The following is a 26,032-nucleotide window of genomic DNA, read 5'->3' as shown; positions in this document are numbered from 1 at the left end:
AGTTTCTTGGATATCAAATCAGTTGAATCATCTTATGCCCGCTGGGCACCAGTTTATGACAAAACATTTGGCGCGGTAACAAGTGCGGGGCGGCGGCGCACCGTGGGCTTCATCAATGACCACGGCGGATCGGTTCTGGAAGTGGGGGTCGGCACTGGTTTGTCGCTGCCGCACTACAAAGCGGGTGTCACTATTACCGGCATTGATTTCAGCGAAGACATGCTCGCCAAGGCACGCCAACGGGTGGCGGAAAAATCACTTGGGAATGTCGCGGCACTATTGCAAATGGATGCGCGGCAGCTGGATTTTGCGGACAACAGTTTCGACACCATCGCGGCGATGCATGTGCTCTCTGTGGTGCCCGAGCCGGAGCGGGTGATGTCAGAAATCGCGCGGGTGCTGAAACCCGGCGGCAAGGTTGTGATCTCCAACCATTTCAAACGCAGCCAGGGGGTTCTGGCCTCGATCGAGCGGTTTTCTGCGCCTTTTGCCAATGTGCTTGGCTGGCATTCAGATTTTGCAATCGACCAAGTCTTGCAGGAAGACCGTTTGCGGCTCGAGTTGCAACAGTCCCTGCCGCCATTTGGGATGATGACCTTTCTGGTGCTCTCCAAATTGCGAAACAACTGATCCGGCGGTGTCTTCAACACGTTCTTTCATTGACCGATCTGTAGCTATCATTGGGGCCAGCAGGCACGGCCTGCAATTCTGGTAAGCCTGGCCGGTCAGGTTGCGTCCTGCCCTCAGACCAGTTTTGGTCTTTGGTCATAGTGGCTGCGATCGCGGCGTATGCCGGGTTGGTGCTCCACGGCCCAAGCGTTCAGCGCGCCAATCGCGCCATGCAGCGAATGGCCCCGGTCTGTCAGCGCATATTCGACCTGTGGTGGTGCAGTGGGTAGAACCTGACGACTGACCAACCCGTCGCGCTCCAGGTTGCGCAGGGTGACGGCCAGCATGCGCTGCGAAATCCCGTCGATCACTCGTTTCAATGCATTGAAACGGCAGGGGCCTTTGGACAGCTCCAGAATTGTCAGCACCGACCAGGCATCGCCAACGCGATCCAGCACATCGCGGATTGGGCAGTCGTAGTCCAGCTTGCGTTTTGCTCCCATGGTGTCCTCGTAGCGCCTTGTGCCTGTCGCCCAAAGGGCGGTTCCCTTGACGTAACTATGAGACTAAAACATGCGTATTCCGCCGATCTCTTCGCGCCTTTATGTGGTTACTTATCGTAACTTATAGTGGAAAGAGAACTGGTATGAAACTCTTGATCATTGGCGCTACAGGCATGATTGGCAGTCGCTTGGTGGCGGAAGCAGAAGCGCGAGGGCATCAGGTCGTGGCAGGGTCACGCAATGGTGCAGCCGTAGGCAGTGCGCGGTCGCTGGCAATTGACGTGGCAGACAGGCCTGCAGTTGCAGCGGCAGCGCAGGATGTAGATGTGGTTATTGGTGCGGTCAGCCCGCGTTCCAGCGCAGAGACCATGGCCGAGGCCCTAGCCTATGGCGATGCGTTGATCGCCGCAGCGCAGGATAGCGGCAAGCCTATGATGGTTGTGGGCGGGGCCGGGACGCTGAATCTGCCAGATGGCACACCCGTCGCGGATATCGTTCCGGCACCCTACCAGGCTGAGGCCAAGGCGATGCGGGCGCTGTACGAAAAGCTCGCCGCAAGTGCCGCGAATTTCACAGTCCTGGCCCCGGCTGGCCTGATCGAGCCGGGAGAACGGACCGGCATCTTTCGGCTGGGAGGGCGGGAGTTGCTGGTGGACGAGGCGGGCAATAGTCGCATCAGTGCCGAAGACTATGCTGTTGCCTTGTTGGACGAAGTGGAAGCACCAAAACACCCGCGTCAGGTCTTTACTGCGGCCTACTAGGTCGGAGCTTGCCCATTTCATCGATGTGCAGGCTTGAATAAACTTGGTAAAACGCATCTTTGCCCAATCCTCTGAAATGGGCATAGTGCACGACGAGCGACACGTCGCTCTGGCACATCGATCTCGCCGGGGCGATTGTTGTTTTGCGAGGGCGGATTGTCATCATATCTGCCAATGCTGTAAAGGAGCCGGAATGTTCGCTTTTCTTCGCCTTTTCGTGCTTTTTTCTCTGGTGCTGACAGTGATCTATGGCGCAGTTTCGCTGTATTCGCGCGAGCGGCGACGCGCCAGGTTAAAGCGGCGCTGGAAAGACAGGGGGTTGACCGGAGACCGGCAGGCCTTCATCCAGCGGGGGCTATATCAATACGACCGGTCCTTTCGGCGCAGATTGATCCTGTTGGTCTATATTCTGCCGTTTGGAGCGATCGCACTGGTGATCTATTTGGTAAACTTCAGATGAGGGACATGTGTGATGGCCTATATTAAATGGGGCTTTTTGATCACGATCTGGTCCGTTTTTGCGGCCTTTTTGCATTATACCCTGCCGCAGTATGATGTGGTGCGGATCGTCAATACCTACGAAGAACGCCAGGAGCTGAACGATTGGACCCGGGTTTTCTGGTCCACGCCGGACAGCCAGTCGCAGAATATCGCCAATCGCGATGTGCAGTTCATTCAGGCTTTCCGCCCCAATGGCGATGCTATCGTTTATCGCAACGAAGACACCGGCTGGAACTGGCCACCCTATTTCAAGTTCGACACCGCCAATCTCTATACCGAAGCCAATGACGCGATCTCGACCAAGGATGATCCGGAATGGGTGGCAGTGTTGCACTATGGCTGGCGCAATGAATTCCTTTCGGCTTTTCCAAATGCGATCACTATCAAACCTGCAGCCGGGCCCGAGGACAAACCGCTGAACTGGTTCACCATCGGGTTTTTGATTCTGCTGGCGGCTCTATTCTGGGCGACATATGTGCGCTGGCGCAGGTTCCGGCGCAATCGCATTGATCCGGTGCTGGAAGACGTCGAAGACAGTTTTTATGCAGCAGGGGACGCAATCTCTGATCGTCGCGGTCGGCTGCGGCGCTGGTTCAGCAGCTGGAAGTCCTGAACCGGTTGCCTCTGCCAAACATCTACTCTCTGCTCGCGTTTGAAGGGGGGGACCACCATCAAAACGACTGTTGCACAACAGGCTAGTCGGCAAACAGATGGGGCGTGTTCGCTAGGTCCTTTGCTGTTTCAAAGGGCAGACTGAAGAACTGCATCAGCCGGTCGGCGTTTTCCTCGGCGCTGGCGGATTCGCGAATGATGGCATAGTTGCTGAAGCCGGAGTCGCGAATGCGATCGGATTCATAGATGATATCATTGCGAATGGTTGGCAGCAGTCGCTCAAGGGTCTGTTGCGGCGTACGCTCCCCGGCAAGACCAACACGATGGGCATGACCGGTCAGATACTCATCGCTGAAGTCGCATTCGATCTGCAGCGTGCGCGTGGTGGAGCGATCAGAATTAAAGTCATTCATGAGATCCAGCGCCGACGGATCCATGCAGATCACCAAACGGTCCGTATCGTAATACTCAAACAGCATCCGCATCAAAGCGCGCCGGTGTCGGGTGCGCTTGCCCAGTGAGGCCTGGATGCCGCCGAGATCCGGCAAGGCGGTGCTCTCTTCATGAAAGAGATATTCAATTGCGGGGATATTGGTGCTTTTGCGCAGTTGTTCGATCAGTCGTTTGGCAACGTGCCATTTTTTGCAAACTACGATCATTAATTCGCGTTCGCGTCCAAGCGAGCTTTCCTTTTCCCAGAAACGGGTGGCAAAGCGGCGTCCGATGCGGCCGCGCTGAACCAGAAACTTGTAAAGACTGCGCCCCTCGTTGGAGATCTGGAAGCTCACGTCTTCGGCGGAATAGAGCCGCCCCAATCGCAGTTTCAATTCCTTGGCGTCGGGGCTGATCTTGCGCGCGAACAGAAAATCCTGGCTGAGCAGCAAGTCATAGTGATCGTTGTAGAAATTGACAGGCATGCCGTAGTCGGTGAACATCAAAAACGTGAGGGTGCGGCTGTCGATTTCAGGTTCGGGCACCAGATGGCGTACCAGGGTCTGAAAAAAGGTCTCATCCGGGATCCAGGTGGTCCGGAAAAAACGGATGACGTCTTTGCGAGCCTTCAGAAACTGCATGATTGCTTCGACAGTGCGGCGGCGCAGGCACCACCATTGGCTGCCAATCTGAACCTGAATGTCGGCTGGTACCTCGCGCTTTAGCCCCAACTTCTTTTGCAGGTTGAAACTGGCATAAAACAGGGCCTTGTGTTTGCGCTCGTTGAAGATGTGGCGATAGGTCAGCCGCTCTTCTTTCATGCCTGTTTTGATCCAGTCGCTTTCAAAGAAATCGAAACTTTCGACAAAATCACAATCGTGCTGGTCCAGAAAATCATGGGCATACTCGGCGGTTTTGACCGCCATGCAATCCCCTGACAGCATGTAGAAATGCGTGGCGCGGGGGAAGGCTTCCTGGGCGCTGGTCAGGGCATGTAGCGTTGCCTGAACCAGTGACCACTCTCCCCAGCCGCATTTGATACGTTTCTTGGCGAAGCAGACATTGGGGTTGTCCGCGAGGGCGGTCTGAATCGCCGCGTAGTCTTCTGGTTTGGCGCGGCCATCAAAGTGGATCGCCATATAGTCGCCTACAGCCGTTAGCTGTTCGGCCTGCTGAATGATCGCTTCCGGATCTTTGTGGCAGAGCAGAATATACGCGATTTTTGCCATCTTGGAGACGATACACCCTGTTTTGAGCCGATTGTCCCCTTGATAAAGCGGGGAGCGCATTGAATAAACCAGATTATTTGAATTTTATGCGCAGTTATGGACAGTGCGGCCAGACAGTTGATCAGTCGTCGGCCAAAGCTGCAGCAACGGAGGTAGGTAAAAATGGGATTTCCGGGCACCTGGATGACCGAAAGCGAAAGCGTCATTTATCGCGTGGTGCCGAAATGCGCCTGCTCCACGATTGGCCAGATCCTGCACTACTCTGATCATGGTCGGTTCTTTGATGGTGACATTCACGATGCCAAAGAGGGCCTGCACAAATGGGCACTGGATCATAGTCAGGAGCCGATTACCCGCAATGTGCAGGGACAGCAGACCTATGCTTTTACCTGCGTGCGCAATCCATACACGCGGGTGCTCAGCTCTTTCTTTGACAAGATCTGCGGCATTCAGCGCAACGGCAAACGCTATCGGGGCAATCTGGTGCCCAAGCTGATGTATGAATATGGCATCGAGGTTGGCGGCGACGACGGCAAACAGGAATTCGATCAAATCCAGAGCTTTAGACGGTTCTTGCTGTTTGTGCGTGACACCATCCGGTTTCGCCGCCCGATGGATCCGGACATCCACTGGTCAGGCATGTCGGGACATGTCTCGACCTTCATCTGGAATGGCGGGCGCTACAACAAGATCTTTTGGACCGAACAGTTCAACGATGGCATGCAGCAGGTTCTGGATGCGGTGGAGACACGACATGATGTGGATCTGGCGACAATGCCACGCTTTAATGAAAGCGAAGGCCATGGTCCCAAGCGCGCGCATCCGGTCGAGGACTATTTTGATGATCTGTCAATGCACCTGATCTATGAGATCTACAAGCGTGATTTCGAGCTGTTCAAATATGATTTTGAGGACCCGTCTAACAAGATGCCGATCGGGGAAATCGACCTTGACGAAGTCCACGCCAAACTTGGAGAATAGGCGCGACGTGAAAGGGGGAGCTCCCGCCCGCCTCGGAACAATCAAAGATTGATCCTCCTCCGTTGGGCCGGGCGCCGCGCAAAAGCGCGGCGCGGTAGCGCCCTTGGCCGACCCACCGATGCTTCAGGAGGGGGTCTTCAGTCTGGTCTTGAGGCCTGTTGGAGAAAGCTCTGGTCCGCCGGTATCAAGCGTGTCCAGATCAAACCATCGCGCGGTGCATTCAAGCCCATTGTCTTCGTGGAAGAGAAACTTCTCGGTGGCCAGCTCGGGTAAAACTGGTAGGGTGACGTTGGCTGCAAAGATCACCTCATGTCCCAGTCGGCCCTCATGGCGGTAGATATTTTCGAATGCGAGAGGCGCACCGATATTGGTAATTTGCACGTTCAGCTCTTCGCGAAATTCGCGCGTCAGGGCTTCTTGCCAGGTCTCGCCAAATTCGATCGATCCACCTAACGGGCGCACGCCTTTGATAGCTCCGCTGTCATCGGTCACGTCTGCAGCAAGCAAACGGCCCTCGCGCCACGCGAGACCGATGGCCTTGACGCGGATACTTTGTTTAGGGCGCCACGGGGTCATGGTCTTCCTCGTAAGTACCGGAAAAAATTGTTGGGTCTGAAATGTGACAGGCCCCGTTGGGGAAAGCCGGGGCCTGTCATGTGAGGGTTTCAGGTGTTTCGAGTTACGCGTCGTAGTCCTCGGGCAGTTCGCGCACCGCGCCTTTGGCGGCCGAGGTGGTCAGCATGCCATAGGCCTTGAGCGCGGTGGAAACCTTACGCTTACGCGGCTTTGCGGGTTTCCAGCCAGCAGCATCCTGTGCTGCGCGGCGTGTTGCCAGGACCTCATCCGAGACCGCCAGATTGATTGTCCGGTTGGGGATGTCGATCTCGATCTTGTCGCCAGTTTCCACCAGACCAATGGTGCCGCCTTCGGCAGCCTCGGGTGAGACATGGCCGATGGACAGACCGGAGGTGCCACCTGAGAAACGCCCGTCGGTCAGCAGGGCGCAGTCTTTGCCCAGGCCTTTAGATTTCAGATAGCTGGTTGGATACAGCATTTCCTGCATGCCGGGACCACCCCGTGGGCCTTCATAGCGGATCACTACCACGTCGCCCGCCTTGACCTTGCCAGTCAGAATATCACTGACAGCTTGATCCTGGCTTTCGCAGACATAGGCGGTGCCGTCGAATTTGAGGATACTGGCGTCCACACCGGCGGTTTTCACGATGCAGCCGTCCAGTGCGATATTGCCAAACAGCACCGCAAGGCCACCGTCCTGACTGAATGCGTGCTCTTTCGAGCGGATAACGCCGCCTTTGCGGTCGGTGTCCAGCTCTTTGAAACGGTTCTCGGTCGAGAAGGCCTGCGTTGTGCGCACGCCACCGGGAGCTGCCTTGAACAGCAGTTCGGCCTCGGGGTTGTTGGCGACCTTGATGTCCCATTTGGCAATGGCTTCGCCCATCGAGGCGGAGTGCACGGTGGCGCAGTCGTTGTGCAAAAGACCTGCGCGCGACAGTTCCCCAAGGATCGAGAAGATGCCGCCAGCCCGGTGAATGTCTTCCATATGCACATTTTCGATGTTCGGAGCGACCTTGCAAAGGCACGGGACCTTACGGCTGAGCCGGTCGATATCGTCCATGGTGAACTTGATCTTGCCCTCATAGGCGATGGCCAGAAGGTGCAGAACCGTGTTGGTGGACCCGCCCATGGCAATATCCAGGCTCATGGCGTTCTCAAAAGCCTCAAAGGTGGCGATTTCGCGTGGCAGCAGGCCTTTTTCCTCGCCCTCGTAGTGGCGTTTTGTGATGTCGACGATCTTGCGACCGGCCTCCAGGAACAGCTGCTTGCGGTCCGCATGGGTCGCAAGGGTCGAGCCATTGCCGGGCAGTGCCAGACCCAGAGCCTCGGCTAGGCAGTTCATCGAATTGGCGGTGAACATACCCGAGCACGACCCACAGGTGGGACAGGCGTTTTCTTCGATGTGCTTAACCTGTTCGTCGGTCATGGTGTCGCTGGCGGCGGCAACCATGGCATCGACCAGATCGATCTTTTTCATATCCAGATCGGCAATGTCGATCTTGCCGGCCTCCATCGGGCCACCCGAGACAAAGATCACCGGAATATTCAGGCGCATGGCGGCCATCATCATGCCCGGCGTGATCTTGTCACAGTTGGAGATGCAGACCATGGCATCGGCACAGTGGGCGTTGACCATATACTCGACGCTATCCGCGATGACTTCGCGCGAGGGCAGCGAATAGAGCATTCCGTCATGGCCCATGGCGATACCGTCATCCACCGCGATGGTGTTGAACTCTTTCGCGACACCACCGGCGGCTTCGACCTCGCGGGCGACCATTTGGCCGAGATCCTTGAGGTGGACGTGGCCGGGTACAAACTGGGTAAAGGAGTTGACGATGGCGATGATCGGCTTGCCGAAATCATCGTCCTGCATGCCGGTGGCGCGCCACAGGCCGCGCGCACCCGCCATGTTGCGGCCATGGGTGGAGGTTCTGGATCGGTACAATGGCATCTGAGCTGTTTCCCTTATCTCTTTGCCCTCAGGGACACGATTTGCGCAATAAACGCAATATCCGGGGGCGGCTTTTGGATCTTTTGCACCGCTGGATCTGCGGTTTTAGCTGTTTAGGTGTGGATATTTTACTTCGGGCTGGCTTTGAAGTTCTGGGCTGTGCCTCGGTTCAGGAGGTGATTCACCAAGAGGCCGAACAAAAGCGCCCAGAAGGCGGCACCAATGCCAAAGAAGCTGACGCCGGATACGGCGGTCATAAAAGTGATCAGCGCCGCTTCGCGTCCGCGGGCATCCTGCAGGGCCTGCGACAGGCTGTTGCCAATGGTTGACAACAGGGCCAGTCCGGCAACCGTCGCAATCAGCGCCTTGGGGGCGATCAGGAACAGACTGATTACCGTCGCACCTCCTAATCCAACAAGGCAGTAGAGAAGGCCCGCCACAGCGCTGGCCAGATAGCGCGTTTTGGGATCCTCATCCGCCTCGGGGCCGGCACAGATGGCGGCGGTTATGGCGGCAAGGTTGAAGGCAAAGCCACCAAAGGGGGCAAGCAGCAGCGAGGCAATGCCAGTGACGGTCAGGCTGGCCGAGACTGGCGGCGTATATCCCGCTGCGCGCAGTGTGACGACGCCGGGCATGTTCTGCGAACACATGGTGACAATATAGAGCGGCAGGCCGACCCCAATCAGTACTGGCAGGGAAAAGCCGGGCATCACCGGTTCGGGTAGTGTCAGGCTGGTGTTGAGCTGGCCAAGATCGCCAAAGCTGCCGGACAACCCGGCCCATATCCCACCGACGAGCAGCACGCCCAGGATGGTAAAGCGGGTAAACCAAAGCCGTCCGGCCAGAAAGGTCACGCCCATTGCGGCGACCAAAGCCGTGTCTTGGTTCAGGGCTGCAAAGGCGGACAGGCCAAACTGGAACAGGATTCCGGCGAGCAGAGCATTGGCGAGGCTGTCAGGAATCAGTTTGGCTAGTCGCTCGAACCAGCCGCTGAGGCCGGTTAGCGTGAGCAGCACCGCACAGAACACAAACGCCCCGACCGCCTGATCAAGTGGTACATCTTTCAGCCCCACCGCCAAAAGGGCCGCGCCGGGTGTCGACCAGGCGGTGAGCACCGGCATGCGAAACCACAGCGACAGGCCCAGACTGGTGAGCCCCATGCCAAGTCCCAGTGCCACCAGCCAGCTGTTGGCCTGCGCTTGGGTCGCGCCGACGGCTTCGATCGCCTGAAAGATGATGGCGACGGAGCTGGTATAGCCAACCAGAACCGCGATGGCACCGGCGGCCAGATGCGAGAGTTTTAGCTGCGATAGCATTCGGGTTTTCCTTGGCGCGGGACTAAGCTAGGGTTTGTACGTTATAGCGCACACTAAGCTGCGTGCGCTATAACGCACAAGACAATTTTTAAAATCCTTGCAGGATGACGTGTAGGGAAACTTTTTGGGCATGAGGGGCAGGTCGGTGGGGCAGACACGATGAATGACGCCATATCAGACAGCATCCCTGCAAATCTGCGCCAGCTGCGCAACGACGCCGGGCTGAGCCTCTCAAAGGCAGCCGAGATGACAGGGGTCAGCAAGGCGATGCTGGGCCAGATTGAGCGCGGCGAATCAAGCCCCACAATTGCGACGCTCTGGAAAATCGCGCAGGGGTTTCATTTGCCGCTTTCTGCCTTGATCGAGGCGCCGACACCTGCGGATGCCTCACAGGGGCAGGGTTTCAAAACGGTGCAGTTCCCCGGAAGTATTGCGGTTAAGATCGTGTTCCCCTTTGATCCGGCTCTTGGGGCCGAGACGTTCCGTATTCACCTTGTGCCGGGGCAATGTCACCAATCGCAGGCCCACGAGGCGGGGATGATCGAGGAGGTCTTTGTGTTGGAGGGCCAGATGGACGTGTTGCGCGATGGGGAATGGGTGCCGCTGCAGACCGGTGAGGGACTTAGGTTTGACGCGGACCTGCCTCATGGATACCGCAGCGGCGACAGTGGGGCTGTGTTTTTGAATATGCATCACTATCGGCGCGCGATTGCCAGATAGCCGCAGTGTGAAAAATCGAGGCAGTTAAACAATGTACCTAAGCGAGTTCTGAGCATGCCGTCGAACAGTTGAGGCGGTTTGCGAAAGCCATTGGAGGAGAGACTTGGTGACACAAGCGCGGACAGAAACGCTGCGTGGCAGCCTGCTGATGGTGCTGGCCATGGCGGCCTTTGCGTTTGAGGACATGTTTATCAAGACCGTCGCGCGGGAGCTGCCGGTTGGGCAGGTTTTGATCCTGTTTGGCCTAGGTGGGATGGCAATATTCGCAGTTTTGGCGCGTGCACAGGGGCAGTCTCTGTGGCATCCGGATTTTTGCACGCGCCCGCTGGTGTTGCGATCTCTGTCAGAGGTTGCCGGTCGGCTCTGCTATACCTTGGCCATTGCCCTGACGCCACTGTCGACGGCCTCGGCCATATTACAGGCGACCCCATTGGTGGTGGCTGCGGGCGCTGTGGTGTTCTTTGGTGAGCGGGTCGGCTGGCGGCGCTGGCTGGCTATCTCCTTGGGGTTTGCCGGTGTGCTGCTGATCCTGCGACCTGGCATTGGGGGATTCGAGGTGGCGTCGTTGTTTGCCGTTGCGGGCACGCTGGGGTTCGCGGGGCGCGATCTTGCAACCCGAGCTGCACCGAGATCCATGACCAATATGCAGCTCGGACTGTTGGGATTTGCGATGCTGGTTCTGGCCGGTATTTTGGCGCTGGCCTGGACAGGTGGGGCAAGCTGGCCCAGTGGCAGGGCCTGGCTGCATCTGTCGCTGGCAACGGGCATCGGCGTTCTTGCCTATAATGCCTTGACCGGCGCGATGCGTCACGGAGAGATTTCGGTGGTTGCTCCGTTTCGCTATACCCGACTAATCTTTGCAATGGCGCTGGGCATTTTGGTCTTTGGTGAACGCCCCGATGTGCTGACGCTGCTGGGCAGCGCAGTGATCGTCATCAGCGGTATCTTCACCCTTATCCGCAGCTCCAAGCGCTGAGTCATCTTGCACCTGCCGCCCGAGGCGCTTACATCTGCCAGCCATGGCCCAAACGAAATCAGACCCGAACTACAAAGTGATTGCCGAAAACCGTCGCGCGCGGTTTGACTACGCCATCGAGGATGACGTGGAATGCGGCATCATTCTTGAGGGTTCTGAGGTGAAGGCGCTGCGTGAAGGTGGCACCAATATCGCCGAAAGCTATGCGGCGGTTGAGGATGGCGAGCTGTGGCTGGTGAACTCCTATGTTCCGCCTTATTCGCAGGCCAAGATGTTCAAGCACGAAGAACGGCGTCGCCGCAAGTTGCTGGTGTCGCGCAAGCAGTTGTCGGATATGTGGAATGCGACCCAGCGCAAAGGCATGACGCTGGTACCTATCGTGATGTATTTCAATCACAAGGGGCGCGCCAAGATCAAGATTGGCATCGCTAAGGGCAAGAAGGCCCACGACAAGCGCGAGACCGAGGCAAAGCGCGATTGGTCGCGTCAGAAGCAGCGATTGCTGAAGGATCACGGCTGATCTGATTGTGGCTGACTTCACTCGTCTTATCTGACCTCACCCCGCCTGCTAAAAATAACCCTTATGGTATTCGCGAAGCCATAGAAAACGGCGTCGTGCAGTCTTCATTACTGTGAGTACCTGTCATTGCTGTGAACACCTGGTGGTCAGTACTTGCAATTTCTGATCAAATTTGTCAGGTATGTGAGGCCCAGCCCAAATGGTCCACCTGGATCCCGCCCGGTCGTATGTCTTCTCGCAGTGCAATGCAGGTCAGGATCAGGAAAATGCCCAAGGCTCAAACTTCACCATCTCAGGACCCGTCTGCGCCGCAGGTGAGTTGGATGCCGCTGACCTTTTGTGGTCTGGATGACTTTGAAGAGGGGCTTTTGCCCCTGCTACGCCATTTTCTGACCAGCCTGAAGGCACCGGAACGTCAGAGCTGGCAGTATGCTTATAAGATTGCCGCAGAGCGCTGGGGTGAAGTGCTGGGATTGCGAGTTGCCCAAGCACTGTTCAAATTGATCGATCGTGCCGTAAAGGCGCGGGGTGAGCCGCTGGAGTTTCTGGATCCGCTGGCCCCCGATGAGCGGGGATTTGTGACCCGCGACGAGTTTTCGATTCTGCGGATGTTACACCACATGAGGCGGGACGAAACCCCAATGGCCCGTGAGGCCGTGGCATTGGTTACGGGTGACACAATGGACCCTGAGGTGATCCGGGCCGGTTTGTCCTTCGCGCACCGCTTTCCTGTTGGCCTGCCTCAGAGAGCCGCCGCTCCATCCCCTTTGCGATTGGTTGAGTAATCCCGATTTCCGTATTTGCGGTCTGCTGCCCGCCAACAAGGCGGCGGGCAGCTCGTCTCAAATCAAAAAGTACGCTGGACATCATCATAGGCGCCAGTCAGGCGCAGGGTGATAGTGACGGGGGTCTTGCTGCGATTGCGCCAGAACCAGCCGTGACTGCCCGTGAACTGGGCTTGTAGGGATCCGGTGCCTCCTTCAACTCCGCGTCCCTTTTCATAGCTGATCGACTGTCCTGCCGCATCACCGTGCAAGTCGTAGTTGACGACGCCCTGGTCCGCATACCAGCTGAACTGGGCCACGGCGCCCGCTTGCATTGAAAGCTTCCATTCGGCGCCCTGACCCGGGGACAGGCGGAAGGTGACTTCATCTGTCCAGATTGGGTCCTCTTGCGCCTTGGCGGAGCGGACAAAGAAGCTAAGCAGCCCGGTGGAGAGTGTGGCCTGCTGATCCTGATCAGCTTCTTCGGCCAGCTGGCTTTTGATTTCTCCCATCTCTGTCAGGCCAAGCAGACGGCCCGCGCGGGTTGGATCAATCCCATATTCTGCGGGCAGAACAACGGTGATCAGAAGTGTGACGGCAGCGGCAGCTGCAATGATGGAGGACCGCTTCAGCTGAGCGGGGCTGGGCAGGTCTTCGATCGTAGGTTTGTTTGCATTGTACATGATTGGTTGTCCGATTTTTTTTAAGGAGAAAGTACAAGGCCGGTCAGCTGATACCCCATCAGAATGAAACCAGCTGTCATCATCACCACGTTGGCACCAAAGGCCTGCCGCCAGAAGCCAGCGGAGCGCCGCCAGTATCCCATTGCGATCAGGATCACCGCGAGGGCCAGAAACTGTCCGATCTCGACACCGATGTTGAAGGCTAGCAGATTGAGCAGCAGGCCATCCGGTGCGATGTCATAGTCCAGGATCTTGGTCGCGAGCCCCAGCCCGTGAAAGAAGCCGAAGATCAATGTTGCGATCTTGGTGTTGGGCCGCACGCCAAACCAGCGCTGGAATGCCCCAAGATTGTCGAGGGCTTTGTAGACGACAGAAAGGCCGATGATGGCATCAATCAGGTAGGCGTTGACGTTCCAGCCAAACCAGACGCCCAGCAGCATGGTGCTGGAGTGGCCAAAGGCAAAGAGGCTCACGTAGATGGCAACGTGGTTTAGCCGGTACAGAAAGAAGACGACGCCAAATAGGAACAGGATATGGTCGTATCCTGTGATCATGTGTTTGGCGCCAAGATACAGAAAGGGGATCGGTTTTGCGCCCCAGATCTCTTGGATGTAACCTGCGTCACCTGCGGTGACATTATGGGCGGCTGCCAGACTGGCGCTGCAGAGCAGCAAAACGACGGCAGGCAGCAGGGCAGATCCCGGATGCGCAACGCGCCCGAGTCTGCCGAAAGTGGCACTATTCAAAGGAGTTCTCCGATTGTTTGGAAGGGTCTGTACGAGAGTCAGGACATCCAGACGCGCGGAGGTTTTTTGATGCTGAATAGGGGCGTGCCAGCAATGCGGCCCCTGTGGGCAAGCTCTGATTTGGCGGGCAGGCCGCGAGAGTTTGCATCCGCAATTGCCGGGGAAAGAGCCGTGTTATGGTCGTGGTCGATCAGGTCGTGACCGCGGCCATGACGTTGCCACATCTCGTTGAAGGCCTGTGTATGACTGTGATCTTCGGCAATTGTCAGGGAAGGTGTCTGGTTTTGACCCCTCGCGAATGCGGTGTCATGACGAGTTGGCAGTTTGATGCTCCAGGCAGCAACGGCCAGGCACAGCATCAAGTTCAGCGCCCAGAGCCATTTCCCAGCTACTCGCTTCATGTCCCTACCTTACCCCTAATCTGACAGAGCCGGCCCGTCGTTTCTGCCAGTCTTTCATGAATTGCTTTGGTGCTATCCCCCTAGGGAGGATGTAATCAAGTCAAAATTCTGCATCGCCGCATATCGGCGGCAAGCTGCCGCGAAGAATTTGCCCATGACCGCTGGTCCGGCTTCCTTGTTGCCTTGAACCCGCGGGATGCGAATAGTAGTCAGATATCATGAGGTCAGGGAGGCATGCATGCGTGATGATCTAAAAACCGACGATCCAAAAACCCTCGTGTCCACAGAGTGGCTGGCGGCGCATTTGAAGGATCCGGATCTGCGGATCCTCGACGGTTCCTGGTATCTGCCGCAGGAAGAGCGTGATGCCAAAGCTGAATATGACAGAGCGCATATTCCAAATGCGCGGTTTTTCGACATCGATGATATTTCGGATCACCGGTCCGAGCTGCCACATATGGTGCCGCCGGTAGAGAAATTCATGTCGCGTCTGCGGGCCATGGGGATCGGCGACGGTCATCAGGTCGTGGTCTATGACGGTGCTGGGCTGAAATCCGCGGCTCGCGTCTGGTGGCTGTTCCGCCTGATGGGGCAAAACAACATTGCAGTGCTGGATGGCGGGCTGCCCAAATGGGTTGCCGAAGGGCGCGAGACCGAAGATCTGCCACCAGTGATCCGCGACCGTCACATGACGGTGCGGGTGCAGAATCATCTGGTGCGGGATGTCACGCAGGTATCGTCTGCCGCCAAGCTTGGCGATCATGAAATCATCGATGCCCGTGCAGCTGCGCGTTTTCGTGGTGAGGTTCCTGAACCCCGCGAGGGTCTGCGTTCAGGCCATATTCCCGGCTCCAAGAATACCCCCTATACCGACCTGCTCAATGCCGATGGCACCATGAAGGCACCGGACGATATCCGCGCCACCTTCGAGACCGTCGGCGTTGATCTGTCCAAACCTGCCATTACCACCTGCGGGTCAGGTGTCACCGCCGCCGTCCTGAGCCTGGGGCTGGAGCGGATCGGCAAGACCGATCATGCGCTCTATGACGGCTCTTGGTCGGAATGGGGTGCCTTCCCGACCCTTCCCGTTGCAACCGGAGAGAACTGATGTTCGAAACCCTGAAGCCGCAGCCAGCTGACAAGATCCTGGCCCTGATGCAAATGTTCCGCGAAGATCCGCGCGACAACAAGATCGACCTTGGTGTCGGTGTCTACAAGAACGCCGAAGGCCTCACGCCGGTGATGCGCGCCATCAAGGCCGCCGAGCATAAGCTTTGGGAGGAGCAGACGAGCAAATCCTACGTCGGGCTTGCCGGTGATCCCGCGTATTCCGACGCCATGATCAAACTGATCCTGGGTGATGTTGTGGCCCGTGAAAACATCGCAGCAGCTGCCACTCCTGGCGGGACTGGTGCTGTGCGTCAGGCATTCGAGATGATTAAAATGGCCAATCCATCGGCCAAGGTTCATGTCTCGGATCCGACCTGGCCCAACCACGTGTCGATCCTGAAATATGTTGGCATCGAGACCGTCACGTATCGCTATTTTGACCGCGAAACCCGTGGTGTGAACTTTGACGGCATGATCGAAGATCTGAAACTGGCCGCCAAAGGTGACGTGATCCTGCTGCATGGCTGCTGTCACAACCCTACCGGGGCAAATCTGAACGAGGTGCAGTGGAAAGAAGTCATCGCACTGATGAACGCACGCGGCCTCATCCCGATGATCGACATTGCCTATCAGGGCTTTGGCGATGGTCTGGAAGAAGACGCGCTGGGCGTGCGGCTGGTGGCTGAAAGCTGCCCCGAGGTGCTGATTGCGGCGAGCTGCTCCAAAAACTTTGGCATCTACCGCGAACGCACAGGCTTGTTGATGGCCCTGTCGCAAGACAAATCGGCGCAGGCTTTGAACCAGGGCACATTAGCGTTTTTGAACCGGCAGAACTATTCCTTCCCGCCGGATCATGGCGCGCGTCTGGTGACCATGATCCTCAATGACGACGCCCTGCGCGCCGATTGGGCCGCCGAGCTGGAAGAGGTCCGTCTGGGCATGCTGGGGCTGCGCACCGATCTTGCGAATGAGCTGCAGCGGCTGTCCGGCTCTGACCGGTTTTCCTTCCTGGCGCAGCATCGTGGCATGTTCTCGTTGCTGGGCACCACGCCTGATCTGGTTGAGAAAATGCGCGTGGACAATGGCATCTACATGGTGGGCGATAGCCGGATGAACATCGCCGGGCTGAACTCGGCAACCATTCCGATCCTTGCCAAGGCGATCATTGACGCGGGCGTCTGATTTCAGACCATCGCAGTTTTGGAACTTCGAGAACGCGCCCTTTTGGGGCGCGTTTTTTTGTACCGGGGGCAACCGGGAGCAAACAGTCGGCTCCAAGATGCCAAACGAAAAAAAACGCGACCCAGAGGGCCGCGTTTCCATAGTTTTTCCGTTGGATTAGGCGAATTAGCCTGCCTTGAACTCAGGATAGGCTTCCATACCCAGCTCAGCCATGTCGAGACCGTTGATCTCGTCTTCTTCGCTGACGCGGATGCCGCCCATGGTGGCTTTCAGGATCAGCCAGACCACACCGGAGGCGATGAAGGTAAAGGCGCCGATGGCAACAAAACCAGTGATCTGGGTCACAAAGGAGGTGTCGGCTGTGTAGAAAGGAACCGCAAAGGTGCCCCACAGACCGGCAACCAGGTGAACCGGGATGGCGCCAACAACGTCATCGATCTTCAGCTTGTCCAAGAGTGGCACAACAAAGACCACGATCACACCGCCAACAGCACCAATCCACAGAGCGCCAAACAGTGTTGGGTCCAGCGGGCCTGCGGTGATCGACACCAGACCGGCCAGCGCGCCGTTCAGGGTCATGGTGAGGTCAGGCTTTTTGAACATGACTTGGGTCAGGATCAGCGCGGTGACGGCACCAGCAGCAGCAGCCATATTGGTGTTGGCAAAGATCCGCGAGATGTCGGTGATATCGCCAACAGTGCCCATCGCCAGCTGCGAGCCGCCGTTGAAGCCAAACCAGCCGAGCCACAGGATAAAGGTACCCAAGGTCGCCAGCGCCAGGTTGGAGCCAGGCATTGGGATCGTTTTGCCATCTTTGTATTTACCGATACGAGGGCCAAGGATCAGCGCGCCTGCCAGAGCTGCAAAACCACCAGCTGCGTGTACCACGGTAGAGCCGGCAAAATCGGAGAAGCCCATCTCAGACAGGAAGCCGCCGCCCCACTGCCAGGACGCTCCGATTGGGTAGATGATACCGGTCAGAACGGCCACGAAGATCAGGAACGGCCAGAGCTTGATGCGCTCGGCCAAGGTGCCCGACACGATTGAGGCGGTGGTGGCGCAGAACATCAGCTGGAAGAAGAAGTCGGAGCCCACGGAGGCATAGTCCAGCGTAGCATCTGCAGCAGCCAAGCCAACAGGCTCAAGCGAGGTTGGCGAGAAGGCGCCAAGAAGGCCGCCAATGGACCAGGCGTCGCCGGGGTACATCAGGTTGAAGCCAACCAGCCAGTACATAATGGCCGCGATGGAGAAGAGCGCGATGTTTTTTGTCAGCTGCATGGTGACGTTCTTCGAACGCACCAGGCCGGCTTCGAGCATGGCAAAACCCGCAGCCATCCAGAACACCATGAAGCCGCCAATCAGGAACAGCAGAGTGGTGAAGATATAGGGGGTAATGTCAGCAGGGGCTGCGGCAGCAGCCTCCTCTGCCAGGGCCAGGCCGGGCAGGGCTGTCAGCGTCAGAGCCGACAAGGAAAGAGAGAGTTTGCGCATCAGTTTTCCTCCGAATGCAGGCGCTTAAAGCGCGTCTTGATTGGTTTCGCCGGTGCGCACCCGAAGGGCGTGCTCAACGTCGATCACAAAGATTTTGCCATCACCGATCTTGCCGGTGCGCGCGGTGTTCGAAATGGTGTCGACCACCTGATCCGCAAGGCTGGCAGGAACCACGATCTCCAGCTTGAGTTTGGGAACAAAGTTCACCTCATATTCGGCCCCACGGTAGATCTCGGTGTGGCCCGCCTGGGCACCAAAACCCTTGATTTCGGTTACCATCAGACCCGAAACACCGATGTCGGTCAGCGCCTGGCGGACGTCCTCAAGTTTGAAGGGTTTGATGGCGGCTATGATCATTTTCATTTCGGCATCCTCTTAAGGCTAAAGGCTCAACGCGGTGTTTGGCTGGCGGGGCCTTTGTTCATTTTGCACCTGCAGAAAAGCCAAGGGCCCGAGTCGGGGGAACCGGTGGGCGGGGTTTGCAGCGCCAACCGGCGGGGTGGCGGTGAAAAAAACAGCTCGAAATGCGACTTTTGCCTGTATTTTAGGCGAGTGCAGAAGCGAAATTCCCCATAAACCGCCTCTCTACAAACCGGAGGCAAGGCGTTAGACTGGCGAAAACGGGCAAGCCGGGCAGGAAATTCGAGATGGCACAAGGATCGGGTTCGCGATCGGGGCGGCGCCCGCTGGTGGCGGATAAGCGCTATGCAAAGACCGGCGGCCGGGGCCCCGCCAAAAAGCCTGCAAAAAAGACTGCGGGAAAACCAAAATCCGGGTTCTTCAACCTCTTTGGCCGTAAATCGAGGCCGAAGCCAAAAGCGTCGACGCAGGCGCAGGCCCAAATGAAAGGCCGCAGACCAGCAAAGAAGTCAGCCAAGCGCGCGCCCAGAAAGCCACGCGGGCTGCTGGGCCGCTTTGTGACCACTTTGCTGGCCCCCTTTCGCTGGCTCCTGCGCCTGATCTGGGGCTTTACATGGCGGATCGGGATGATCTGTCTCGCGCTGGTGGCGCTGGCGGTTGGCTATCAATACGTGAACCTGCCAGAGGTCTCTGCGCTTTTGGACGGTCGCGCCCGTGGATCTGTCACCATGCTGGACCGTGACGGCGCGGTCTTTGCTTGGCGTGGCGACCAGTTTGGCGGTGTAGTCACGGCGGATACCGTGTCACCGCATCTGAAAAACGCTATCGTCGCCACCGAAGACAAGCGGTTCTATCGCCACTTTGGGATCTCGCCGCGTGGCGTCGCCTCTGCTGTGCGCATCAACCTGAGCGAAGGGCGTGGGCCTTTGTCTGGGCATGGCGGCTCGACCATTACGCAGCAGACGGCCAAACTGCTGTGCCTTGGCCGGGTTTATGATGCATCCGAGTGGGAGAGCGAAGCGGCCTATGAAAAGGATTGTCGTCAGGGGTCTTTGTGGCGCAAGGCAACCGAGGCCATTTACGCCATGGCGATGGAGACCAAATACAGCAAGGATGAGATCCTCTCTATCTATATGAACCGCGCCTATATGGGCGGCGGTGCCTACGGGGCCGAAGCCGCAGCGCAGCGCTACTTTGGCAAATCCGCCATCAGCCTGCGCGCTGCCGAAGGGGCGATGCTGGCGGGGTTGTTGACAGCACCGTCTTCACTGGCCCCGACCAACAACCTGAAACGATCACAGGATCGCGCCGCAACGGTGCTGCGCCTGATGCAGGAGCAGGGTTATTTGAGCGCGGCTGAAACGCAGGCAGAACAGAACAACCCGGCTGGCCTCAGTCCGGCGGCGGCAGCGCGCGCGGGCGGCTATTTTGCCGATTGGGTGATGGACAGTGTTCCGGATTATTTTGGTGCCCAGACCACCGAAGATGTGGTGATCCGCACCACCATGGACCAGCGCCTGCAAAAGGCCGCCGAAGAGGCGCTGAGCTATGTGTTTGAAAACAAGGTGCGCGAGGGCTCCAAGGCGCAGGCGGCGATTGTGGTGATGAGCGCCGATGGCGCGGTTCGGGCCATGGTTGGCGGGCGCGCAACGCGGGTCTCTGGGGTGTTCAACCGGGCAACGCAGGCAAAGCGTCAGACCGGGTCGGCCTTTAAGCCTTTTGTTTACGCCACTGCGTTGGAGCTGGGCTATTCGCCGCTCGATAAGGTGCTGGATGCGGAATACTGCCTGAATGTGCCAGGATCGGGCGAATGGTGCCCTAAGAACTACACCCGTAAATACTATGGCGAGATCACCCTGACACAGGCGCTGCGGGATTCGCTCAATGTGCCCGCGGTCAAGATGTCCGAGGCCGTGGGGCGTGATCTGGTGCGCCGGGTGGCCAGTGATTTTGGTATTGATAATGCCATGGCAGAAGGGCCGGCGCTGGCACTGGGAGCGTCAGAAAGCACGCTGTTGGAAATGTCCGGCGCCTATGCCGGTATCCTGAACGGGGGGTCTTCGGTCACGCCATATGGGGTGAGCGAGCTGCGCATGGTGCGTGATGATGCGCCGCTTTTGGGGCGCAGCGGCGGCATGGGAGAGCGGGTGATCCGCACCGAGGCTGCGCAGCAGTTGGTCTGGATGATGGAAAAGGTCATATCGGAGGGCACCGGGCGGCGCGCGCAGATCCCCGGCTGGCAGGCTGCGGGTAAATCTGGCACGACGCAGGCGGCGCGAGATGCCTGGTTCATTGGCTTTACCGCCGACTATGTCGCGGGCGTCTGGATGGGCTATGATGACAACACGCCGTTGAGCGGGGTGACGGGCGGTGGCCTTCCGGCGGAGATCTGGCAGGAAACCATGGTCCGGGTCCACGAAGGGTTGACCCCCAAACCCCTGCCGATGCTTGCACCAAAACCGCTTGCACCGCCAGTGGAGCCAAGAGCGCAGCGCCAGGAACGGCGCAGACCGGGCCGTGAGTTGGGGCGTACGATTGATGGCGTGCTGCGCGGCATCTTTGGTGGTAATTGAGCGCCTAGCCAGCCGCTGTGAGCCAGCCTGAGCTAACAAGGTGGCAGCAACAAGCGCGTCGCGCATGCCGGTGACCGGGGGGGCTCCCGCCCAAAGCCGTTGGCCTGACGGCCCCTCGCTTTAGTTGGGCATAGCGCCCGGCCAGGGCCGGGCGCTGTCGGCGCGGGTTGCAACCGTTTTTTACCTCCGCCAGCTATCAATTCAGATATGGCCGTTTCAGAAGCACGTGCAACCTGTGAGCGCGGCACAAAAAAGGGCCCCTGCGAGAGAGGCCCTTTGGAATTATGTGTGTCAGTTTAGTTTGCCCGTTTTAGTTTGCCCGTTTTGATGCGTCCGATTTATAGGATTGCGCATCTGTCGAGCGAGCCCAGCCCGGCTTAGCCCAGTCTGGCCCTGCCCAGTCTGGCCCTGCCCAGTTTAGCTCAGTCTTTTGAGCTCTTTGATCATTGTGTCGATGTCGCCTTTGTTGCTGTCCAGAATGGCACCGATTTCGGTGCGTTCGGTCAGCAGCAGGTTCACGCCTTCGATATACATGTTGAAGAACAGGTCTTTGCCGGAGCGGTCCGAGACCAGAAAGGTCACTTCAAAGGGCGCTTCGCCTTTCAGATAGGCGATGGTGCTGACTTCGTACCATTTCTTCACCCGTTTGACGTTCTTCACTTCCAGGCGGCCACCGATGAATTCGCGGAAACGCTTGCCGTATTTGCGCGAAATGTAGCCCTGAAAGGCCTTTGAGAAGGCTTTTTTCTGCGACCCGGACGCGCGCCGGGCGTCGACCCCTAGAGCATAGGCCGCGATATAGGAGGTATCGCTGTAGTTTTTGAAGATACGTTCAAACTCGCGGTACATCGCATTCTCGGATTTCCCGGATGCAATGACGCCGTTGATATCTGTCACCAGACGATTGATCAACGTGCTGGCGGAGGCTTCGTTCAAAGCCCAGACCGCGCCGGGGGCGAGGACTGCGCTGGTGCTCAGCCCGGCCAGAAAACTACGACGGTGCATCATTCAAAATCCTTCGGTATCAAGTTCAAAGGGGTCGATCTCGGTGATCTCTGCAGTTTCCCCCAGCTCAAAGCGGCGGTTCTGCAGGTAGAGCAGCCGTGCCTGAGCATAGCTGTCTGCACTTTCATAGAGAATCGAATCCACAGTATCGGAATATCTGCCACGATCGCCCATGCGGCGCACGACTTCTGCATAAAGGCTGATGTTATCGGCGGGATTGTTCCGGGCATAGCCAATCGGGTTGGTGAAGAAATCAACCAGAATACCAGTGGCGTCCCGCGCTGTGGACGGGCCGACAAGCGGCAGTTCGATATAGGCCCCTTCACCGACGCCCCAGACATGAAGAGTCTCGCCAAAGTCGGTATCGACACGGGGAATGTTGAATTCGGTGGCGGGATCCGCAAGTCCCAGAAAACCGACCGTCGAGTTGACAGTAAAGCGGAAGACAGCATGGCCTGCCACCTTCAGATTGCCCTGCAACAGCGCGTTGACGGCCTGGCCGGGCAGCGACAGGTTCTCGGAAAACGAAGAGAAACTGGTGACCATCGGCTCGGGAACAATTTTCACGTACCCCTTTGAGGCAGGGCGAAAAGCAAAGCGGTCAACCGCGATATTGAAGCCGTGCACAGCGCGATTGGTCCCTTCATAGGGGTCAAACGTTTCGCCAGCGGCCTTCGCTTCGGGGCTTTGCGTGGCACAGCCGGTCGTTGACAGGGCCATGGCAAGTACAGCAAAGACGGCGAAAGATTTGGAGAAAAATCGCATTCAGGTTGAGATCCAGTTGAGTCGATATTTTTGTAATACGAGAGATCTATTTAGGCAGAAACCTCTCGGTTCCCAGTTGGGCAGTAATTTGTTTGCCTGTCTGTGGCAGATTCGAAACAGTAGCCCATTGGGCGCGCGTCGATGACGGGTTTAATATGTCGCAGCAAGATTGAACAGGTAGTGCTGAAGTAACATGGATAAAAAAACCTTCAAACCCGGCTATGAGCAACTTTCCGCGACCCGACGCAAAAGTCGGGGCCTGTATTGGTCGGTCGGAGTATTCAGCTTTTTTGTAAACCTGCTGATGCTCACAGGGCCGCTCTATATGATGCAGGTTTATGACCGTGTGCTGGGAAGCCGGTCCGAGGCGACGCTGGTGGCGTTGTCCCTTTTGGTCCTGTTTCTATATGGTATGATGGGGCTGTTGGATTATGTGCGGGGCAGGGTTCTAGTCCGCATCGGCGCCCGCTTTCAGGCTGGACTGGATCACCGCGTCTTTGATGCCATGGTTCGGCGCTCGGCGGTGGCGCAGGATCCGGTGGCGCAGACCGGCACGGCAGATCTGGAAGCGATCCAGAGACTGATGGCCTCCCCGGTATTGGGGGCCGCGTTTGATTTGCCCTGGACACCGATCTTTTTGGTAGGAATTGCACTGTTTCACCCCTGGCTTGGGCTTTTAGCGCTGGCTGGTGCTGTGGTGCTGATCTGTGTAGCGCTTCTTAATCAGGTGTTCAGCCGGGCTCCGTTGCAACAGGCGGCGATCTCAACCCATCGTGCGAATCTGTCTTCCGAGGAGATCCGTGGTGAGGCGGAAATGATCCAGTCGATGGGGATGCGGGGGGCGGCCTTTCGGCGCTGGCAGGATATTCGCAAGACAGCGCTGAAAGACAGTGTTGTAGCCAATGACACCGGCGGAGGCTTCACCACCTTGACCAAGACCCTACGGCTGTTTTTACAATCGGCTATGCTGGGGCTTGGAGCCTATCTGGCACTCAAAGGCGAGGTGACGCCAGGCGCTATGATTGCGGGCTCCATTCTGATGGGGCGGGCCTTGGCTCCGATAGAGCTGGGGCTTGGGCAGTGGGCCATGGTGCAACGGGCGGTCAAAGGCTGGCACAGCCTGGCTGAGCTGTTGACCAAGGTTCCGCCGGAGCTTGAGCGCACAGCTCTGCCGCAACCGGTTGCCCGGCTGGAGGTGCAGGCACTGACGGTGGTGCCGCCCGGCGATACAAGGCCACAGCTGCGCAATGTCAATTTCCGGGTGCAGCCTGGTCAGGCGATTGGTGTCATTGGTCCGTCGGGATCGGGCAAATCCACGCTGGCCAAGGCGCTCACCGGGGCCTGGAAGCCTGCGGCGGGCACTGTACGCCTGGATGGGGCGGCGCTGGACCAATACGCACCAGATGTTTTAGGCCAACATTTTGGCTACCTACCTCAAAGGGTGCAGTTGTTTGAGGGCACAATTGCCCAGAATATCGCACGGCTTACGCAGGAACCGGACGCTGAAAAAGTTGTGGCCGCCGCCAAAAAGGCCGCAGCGCATGAAATGATCGTAAAGCTGCCAGATGGCTATGACACCCATATCTCGGCCGGGGGGGGACGCCTGTCGGGAGGACAGATGCAACGCGTGGCGCTGGCGCGCGCACTTTATGATGCGCCGGTGATCGTGATCCTGGATGAACCCAATTCCAACCTCGACAACGAGGGGTCAATAGCCCTGAATCAGGCCATCAAGGCGCTGAAGGCCGAAGGGAACTCGGTTCTGATCATGGCGCATCGCCCGGCGGCGATCCAGGAATGTGACATGCTTTTGGTGATTGATCAGGGGGTTCAGACCGCCTTTGGCCCCAAAGACAAAGTCCTGCAGGAAATGGTGGCGAACCATCAAAACATCCGCAAGACGGCTTCGGCAGGAGGAGCAAAATGAGCGTCGAGACGGATTGGCCAGCGCGCCGCCCGCTGCTGATCGGCGTGTTCGGGCTTTTGGTACTGCTCGGCGGTTTTGGCGGCTGGGGCGTGTTTTCCTCGATCTCAGGTGCTGTCGTCGCTTCTGGGCGGATCGAAGTTGATCGTAATCGTCAGGTCGTTCAGCATCTGGATGGCGGGATCGTCGCAGATATTCTTGTCGATGAAGGAGACACGGTCGCCAAGGGGGCGGTGCTACTGCGTCTGGACGCGCAGGAGTTGCGTTCCCAGCTTGCCATTATCGAGGGGCAGCTTTTTGAGATGATGGCGCGGCGTGGCAGGCTTGAAGCCGAGCGTGACGGGAGGGAAGGGCTGAGCTTTGATCCGGAGTTGGTTGGACTGGCCAGCCAGCGTCCGGAAATTCGGGACCTGATGGAAGGACAGCGGCGTTTGTTCGTTGCTCGTGGCGAATCTATCGCCCGCGAGATCGAACAATTAGAGAAACGCCGCGCCCAGACCCGCGACCAAATCACTGGCGTCAAGGCGCAGCAGGATTCTTCGCGATTACAGTTGGAGTTGATTGGCGAAGAGCTGGAAAATCAGGTCACGCTGCTGGACCGGGGGTTGGCGCAGGCGGGGACCGTGCTCAATCTGCGTCGCACCGAAGCCAACCTGAGTGGCACGCTGGGAGAGCTAGTCGCCACCGAGGCACAGGCGCGCGGCCGCATTACCGAGATTGAGATCGAAATCCTGAAACTGGGCACGTCCCGGCGCGAAGAGGCGATCACCCGGCTGCGCGATCTGCGATACCAGGAGCTGGAGCTGGCTGAAAATCGCAGAGCGGTACTGGAGCGTCTCGACCGGCTCGATATCACCGCGCCAGTGTCCGGTATCGTCTATGATTTGCAGGTACACACACCCCGTTCCGTGATCCGCCCAGCCGAGCCGGTGCTTTACTTGGTGCCGCAGGACAGGCCATTGGTCATCGCGGCGCAGGTGGTGCCGACAGATATTGATCAGATTTTTCTGGGACAGGAAGTCACGCTGCGGTTTTCTGCGCTGGACCAGCGCAATACGCCGGATCTGTTTGGCACCGTGGTGCAGGTCTCGGCAGATGCCTTTGAGGACGCAAACACCCGGATGTCTTACTACCGGGCCGAGATCGAGATGAAACCAGGTGAGGCCGCACGGCTGCCGTTGGGGACGGTTCTGATTCCGGGTATGCCGGTGGAAAGCTACATCCGCACGGCAGAGAGGTCTCCGATTGCCTATCTGATCAAACCACTGGCGGATTACTTCGTCAAAGCCTTCCGCGAGGACTAGCGGCGCAGGCACGCGCAAAACCTGCGCATTTGCT

25 protein-coding genes are annotated in these 26,032 nt (G+C 57.9%); 14 read left to right on the top strand and 11 right to left on the bottom strand.

Going from position 1 to position 26,032, the window contains the following annotated elements:
- Positions 1-6: 6 nt before the first annotated feature.
- On the top strand, positions 7-630 hold the full coding sequence (locus PH5382_RS10900) for a class I SAM-dependent methyltransferase (RefSeq protein ID WP_058334405.1): 624 nt from the start codon (positions 7-9) through the stop codon (positions 628-630).
- A gap of 113 nt (positions 631-743) precedes the next feature.
- Here the strand turns inward: PH5382_RS10900 and PH5382_RS10895 are convergent, their stop codons facing one another.
- Positions 744-1,112 (bottom strand): winged helix-turn-helix transcriptional regulator, encoded by a 369-nt coding sequence (locus PH5382_RS10895; protein WP_058334404.1) that lies wholly within the window; start codon positions 1,110-1,112, stop codon positions 744-746.
- Positions 1,113-1,255: 143 nt separating this feature from the next.
- Here PH5382_RS10895 and PH5382_RS10890 point away from each other — a divergent pair, with 143 nt between their 5' ends.
- From PH5382_RS10890 to PH5382_RS10880, 3 genes are all read left to right on the top strand, one after another.
- Complete coding sequence (locus PH5382_RS10890) at positions 1,256-1,873, top strand: NAD(P)-dependent oxidoreductase (RefSeq protein ID WP_058334403.1); 618 nt, start codon at positions 1,256-1,258, stop codon at positions 1,871-1,873.
- A gap of 193 nt (positions 1,874-2,066) precedes the next feature.
- Positions 2,067-2,333: a hypothetical protein gene (locus tag PH5382_RS10885; RefSeq protein ID WP_058334402.1), complete on the top strand. Its 267-nt coding sequence runs from the start codon at positions 2,067-2,069 to the stop codon at positions 2,331-2,333.
- A gap of 12 nt (positions 2,334-2,345) precedes the next feature.
- On the top strand, positions 2,346-2,987 hold the full coding sequence (locus PH5382_RS10880; RefSeq protein WP_058334401.1) for a DUF1523 family protein: 642 nt from the start codon (positions 2,346-2,348) through the stop codon (positions 2,985-2,987).
- An 82-nt stretch (positions 2,988-3,069) separates the two neighbouring features.
- Here the strand turns inward: PH5382_RS10880 and PH5382_RS10875 are convergent, their stop codons facing one another.
- A complete protein-coding gene (locus PH5382_RS10875; protein WP_058334444.1) occupies positions 3,070-4,647 on the bottom strand; it encodes a DUF5928 domain-containing protein in 1,578 nt (525 codons plus the stop codon).
- Positions 4,648-4,809: 162 nt separating this feature from the next.
- On the opposite strand from PH5382_RS10875, the gene PH5382_RS10870 reads away from it, so the two are divergent.
- On the top strand, positions 4,810-5,628 hold the full coding sequence (locus PH5382_RS10870) for a sulfotransferase family protein (RefSeq protein WP_058334400.1): 819 nt from the start codon (positions 4,810-4,812) through the stop codon (positions 5,626-5,628).
- A gap of 123 nt (positions 5,629-5,751) precedes the next feature.
- Here PH5382_RS10870 and PH5382_RS10865 read toward each other — a convergent pair whose 3' ends face one another.
- From PH5382_RS10865 to PH5382_RS10855, 3 genes are all read right to left on the bottom strand, one after another.
- The gene (locus tag PH5382_RS10865) at positions 5,752-6,204 is read right to left on the bottom strand and encodes an NUDIX hydrolase (RefSeq protein ID WP_058334399.1); all 453 of its coding nucleotides are present in this window, start codon (positions 6,202-6,204) and stop codon (positions 5,752-5,754) included.
- 103 nt (positions 6,205-6,307) lie between these two features.
- Positions 6,308-8,158 carry a dihydroxy-acid dehydratase gene (gene ilvD, locus PH5382_RS10860; RefSeq protein WP_058334398.1) on the bottom strand — a complete coding sequence of 617 codons (1,851 nt, stop codon included), beginning with the start codon at positions 8,156-8,158 and terminating at the stop codon, positions 6,308-6,310.
- Positions 8,159-8,286: 128 nt separating this feature from the next.
- Positions 8,287-9,474 (bottom strand): benzoate/H(+) symporter BenE family transporter, encoded by a 1,188-nt coding sequence (locus PH5382_RS10855; RefSeq protein ID WP_058334397.1) that lies wholly within the window; start codon positions 9,472-9,474, stop codon positions 8,287-8,289.
- A 159-nt stretch (positions 9,475-9,633) separates the two neighbouring features.
- On the opposite strand from PH5382_RS10855, the gene PH5382_RS10850 reads away from it, so the two are divergent.
- The 4 genes from PH5382_RS10850 to PH5382_RS10835 all read left to right on the top strand — a co-directional run bounded on the left by PH5382_RS10850 (position 9,634) and on the right by PH5382_RS10835 (position 12,475).
- Positions 9,634-10,194 (top strand): helix-turn-helix domain-containing protein, encoded by a 561-nt coding sequence (locus PH5382_RS10850; protein ID WP_058334396.1) that lies wholly within the window; start codon positions 9,634-9,636, stop codon positions 10,192-10,194.
- A 106-nt stretch (positions 10,195-10,300) separates the two neighbouring features.
- On the top strand, positions 10,301-11,170 hold the full coding sequence (locus PH5382_RS10845; protein ID WP_255354101.1) for a DMT family transporter: 870 nt from the start codon (positions 10,301-10,303) through the stop codon (positions 11,168-11,170).
- Between the two features lie 43 nt (positions 11,171-11,213).
- A complete protein-coding gene (gene smpB / locus PH5382_RS10840) occupies positions 11,214-11,690 on the top strand; it encodes an SsrA-binding protein SmpB (protein WP_058334395.1) in 477 nt (158 codons plus the stop codon).
- 323 nt (positions 11,691-12,013) lie between these two features.
- Positions 12,014-12,475, top strand: coding sequence for a hypothetical protein (locus PH5382_RS10835; RefSeq protein ID WP_058334394.1), 462 nt, complete (start codon positions 12,014-12,016; stop codon positions 12,473-12,475).
- Between the two features lie 62 nt (positions 12,476-12,537).
- Here PH5382_RS10835 and PH5382_RS10830 read toward each other — a convergent pair whose 3' ends face one another.
- Together PH5382_RS10830 and PH5382_RS10825 are read right to left on the bottom strand one after the other, a co-directional pair.
- The gene (locus PH5382_RS10830; RefSeq protein ID WP_058334393.1) at positions 12,538-13,137 is read right to left on the bottom strand and encodes a hypothetical protein; all 600 of its coding nucleotides are present in this window, start codon (positions 13,135-13,137) and stop codon (positions 12,538-12,540) included.
- A 20-nt stretch (positions 13,138-13,157) separates the two neighbouring features.
- Positions 13,158-13,829, bottom strand: coding sequence for a HupE/UreJ family protein (locus PH5382_RS10825; protein ID WP_231751852.1), 672 nt, complete (start codon positions 13,827-13,829; stop codon positions 13,158-13,160).
- Between the two features lie 693 nt (positions 13,830-14,522).
- Between PH5382_RS10825 and sseA the strand changes: the two genes are divergently transcribed.
- Positions 14,523-15,392 carry a 3-mercaptopyruvate sulfurtransferase gene (sseA, locus tag PH5382_RS10815; protein ID WP_058334390.1) on the top strand — a complete coding sequence of 290 codons (870 nt, stop codon included), beginning with the start codon at positions 14,523-14,525 and terminating at the stop codon, positions 15,390-15,392.
- On the top strand, positions 15,392-16,576 hold the full coding sequence (locus tag PH5382_RS10810) for an amino acid aminotransferase (RefSeq protein ID WP_058334389.1): 1,185 nt from the start codon (positions 15,392-15,394) through the stop codon (positions 16,574-16,576). The genes sseA and PH5382_RS10810 overlap by 1 nt, the downstream gene beginning before the upstream one ends.
- A gap of 165 nt (positions 16,577-16,741) precedes the next feature.
- On the opposite strand, the gene amt is transcribed toward PH5382_RS10810, so the two are convergent.
- Together amt and PH5382_RS10800 are read right to left on the bottom strand one after the other, a co-directional pair.
- Positions 16,742-18,067 (bottom strand): ammonium transporter, encoded by a 1,326-nt coding sequence (amt, locus tag PH5382_RS10805; RefSeq protein ID WP_058334388.1) that lies wholly within the window; start codon positions 18,065-18,067, stop codon positions 16,742-16,744.
- A 24-nt stretch (positions 18,068-18,091) separates the two neighbouring features.
- A complete protein-coding gene (locus PH5382_RS10800; RefSeq protein ID WP_058334387.1) occupies positions 18,092-18,430 on the bottom strand; it encodes a P-II family nitrogen regulator in 339 nt (112 codons plus the stop codon).
- A gap of 284 nt (positions 18,431-18,714) precedes the next feature.
- Here PH5382_RS10800 and PH5382_RS10795 point away from each other — a divergent pair, with 284 nt between their 5' ends.
- Positions 18,715-21,000 carry a transglycosylase domain-containing protein gene (locus tag PH5382_RS10795; RefSeq protein ID WP_058334386.1) on the top strand — a complete coding sequence of 762 codons (2,286 nt, stop codon included), beginning with the start codon at positions 18,715-18,717 and terminating at the stop codon, positions 20,998-21,000.
- A gap of 417 nt (positions 21,001-21,417) precedes the next feature.
- Here PH5382_RS10795 and PH5382_RS10790 read toward each other — a convergent pair whose 3' ends face one another.
- Positions 21,418-22,005: an MlaC/ttg2D family ABC transporter substrate-binding protein gene (locus PH5382_RS10790; RefSeq protein WP_082645639.1), complete on the bottom strand. Its 588-nt coding sequence runs from the start codon at positions 22,003-22,005 to the stop codon at positions 21,418-21,420.
- Between the two features lie 3 nt (positions 22,006-22,008).
- The gene (locus tag PH5382_RS10785; protein ID WP_231751848.1) at positions 22,009-22,725 is read right to left on the bottom strand and encodes an MlaA family lipoprotein; all 717 of its coding nucleotides are present in this window, start codon (positions 22,723-22,725) and stop codon (positions 22,009-22,011) included.
- Between the two features lie 238 nt (positions 22,726-22,963).
- Between PH5382_RS10785 and PH5382_RS10780 the strand changes: the two genes are divergently transcribed.
- Both PH5382_RS10780 and PH5382_RS10775 read left to right on the top strand, forming a co-directional pair.
- Positions 22,964-24,697, top strand: coding sequence for a type I secretion system permease/ATPase (locus tag PH5382_RS10780; protein WP_058334383.1), 1,734 nt, complete (start codon positions 22,964-22,966; stop codon positions 24,695-24,697).
- Positions 24,694-25,998 carry an HlyD family type I secretion periplasmic adaptor subunit gene (locus PH5382_RS10775; RefSeq protein WP_058334382.1) on the top strand — a complete coding sequence of 435 codons (1,305 nt, stop codon included), beginning with the start codon at positions 24,694-24,696 and terminating at the stop codon, positions 25,996-25,998. Before PH5382_RS10780 ends, PH5382_RS10775 begins: the two co-directional genes overlap by 4 nt.
- Positions 25,999-26,032: the final 34 nt, after the last annotated feature.

Source organism: Phaeobacter sp. CECT 5382, assembly GCF_001457775.1.
In the GTDB taxonomy this organism is placed as follows: Bacteria; Pseudomonadota; Alphaproteobacteria; order Rhodobacterales; family Rhodobacteraceae; genus Pseudophaeobacter.
The sequence above is the reverse complement of the archived record's forward strand: the minus strand, read 5'-3'. Positions and strand labels throughout refer to the sequence as shown.

Bases quoted from the DNA above. Each gene is read 5' to 3' on its own strand.
- PH5382_RS10895 (WP_058334404.1), bottom strand. From the start codon at position 1,112: ATGGGAGCAAAACGCAAGCTGGACTACGACTGCCCAATCCGCGATGTG.
- PH5382_RS10890 (WP_058334403.1), top strand. From the start codon at position 1,256: ATGAAACTCTTGATCATTGGCGCTACAGGCATGATTGGCAGTCGCTTG.
- PH5382_RS10885 (WP_058334402.1), top strand. From the start codon at position 2,067: ATGTTCGCTTTTCTTCGCCTTTTCGTGCTTTTTTCTCTGGTGCTGACA.
- PH5382_RS10880 (WP_058334401.1), top strand. From the start codon at position 2,346: ATGGCCTATATTAAATGGGGCTTTTTGATCACGATCTGGTCCGTTTTT.
- PH5382_RS10875 (WP_058334444.1), bottom strand. From the start codon at position 4,647: ATGGCAAAAATCGCGTATATTCTGCTCTGCCACAAAGATCCGGAAGCG.
- PH5382_RS10870 (WP_058334400.1), top strand. From the start codon at position 4,810: ATGGGATTTCCGGGCACCTGGATGACCGAAAGCGAAAGCGTCATTTAT.
- PH5382_RS10865 (WP_058334399.1), bottom strand. From the start codon at position 6,204: ATGACCCCGTGGCGCCCTAAACAAAGTATCCGCGTCAAGGCCATCGGT.
- ilvD (WP_058334398.1), bottom strand. From the start codon at position 8,158: ATGCCATTGTACCGATCCAGAACCTCCACCCATGGCCGCAACATGGCG.
- PH5382_RS10855 (WP_058334397.1), bottom strand. From the start codon at position 9,474: ATGCTATCGCAGCTAAAACTCTCGCATCTGGCCGCCGGTGCCATCGCG.
- PH5382_RS10850 (WP_058334396.1), top strand. From the start codon at position 9,634: ATGAATGACGCCATATCAGACAGCATCCCTGCAAATCTGCGCCAGCTG.
- smpB (WP_058334395.1), top strand. From the start codon at position 11,214: ATGGCCCAAACGAAATCAGACCCGAACTACAAAGTGATTGCCGAAAAC.
- PH5382_RS10835 (WP_058334394.1), top strand. From the start codon at position 12,014: ATGCCGCTGACCTTTTGTGGTCTGGATGACTTTGAAGAGGGGCTTTTG.
- PH5382_RS10830 (WP_058334393.1), bottom strand. From the start codon at position 13,137: ATGTACAATGCAAACAAACCTACGATCGAAGACCTGCCCAGCCCCGCT.
- sseA (WP_058334390.1), top strand. From the start codon at position 14,523: ATGCGTGATGATCTAAAAACCGACGATCCAAAAACCCTCGTGTCCACA.
- PH5382_RS10810 (WP_058334389.1), top strand. From the start codon at position 15,392: ATGTTCGAAACCCTGAAGCCGCAGCCAGCTGACAAGATCCTGGCCCTG.
- amt (WP_058334388.1), bottom strand. From the start codon at position 18,067: ATGCGCAAACTCTCTCTTTCCTTGTCGGCTCTGACGCTGACAGCCCTG.
- PH5382_RS10800 (WP_058334387.1), bottom strand. From the start codon at position 18,430: ATGAAAATGATCATAGCCGCCATCAAACCCTTCAAACTTGAGGACGTC.
- PH5382_RS10795 (WP_058334386.1), top strand. From the start codon at position 18,715: ATGGCACAAGGATCGGGTTCGCGATCGGGGCGGCGCCCGCTGGTGGCG.
- PH5382_RS10790 (WP_082645639.1), bottom strand. From the start codon at position 22,005: ATGCACCGTCGTAGTTTTCTGGCCGGGCTGAGCACCAGCGCAGTCCTC.
- PH5382_RS10785 (WP_231751848.1), bottom strand. From the start codon at position 22,725: ATGGCCCTGTCAACGACCGGCTGTGCCACGCAAAGCCCCGAAGCGAAG.
- PH5382_RS10780 (WP_058334383.1), top strand. From the start codon at position 22,964: ATGGATAAAAAAACCTTCAAACCCGGCTATGAGCAACTTTCCGCGACC.
- PH5382_RS10775 (WP_058334382.1), top strand. From the start codon at position 24,694: ATGAGCGTCGAGACGGATTGGCCAGCGCGCCGCCCGCTGCTGATCGGC.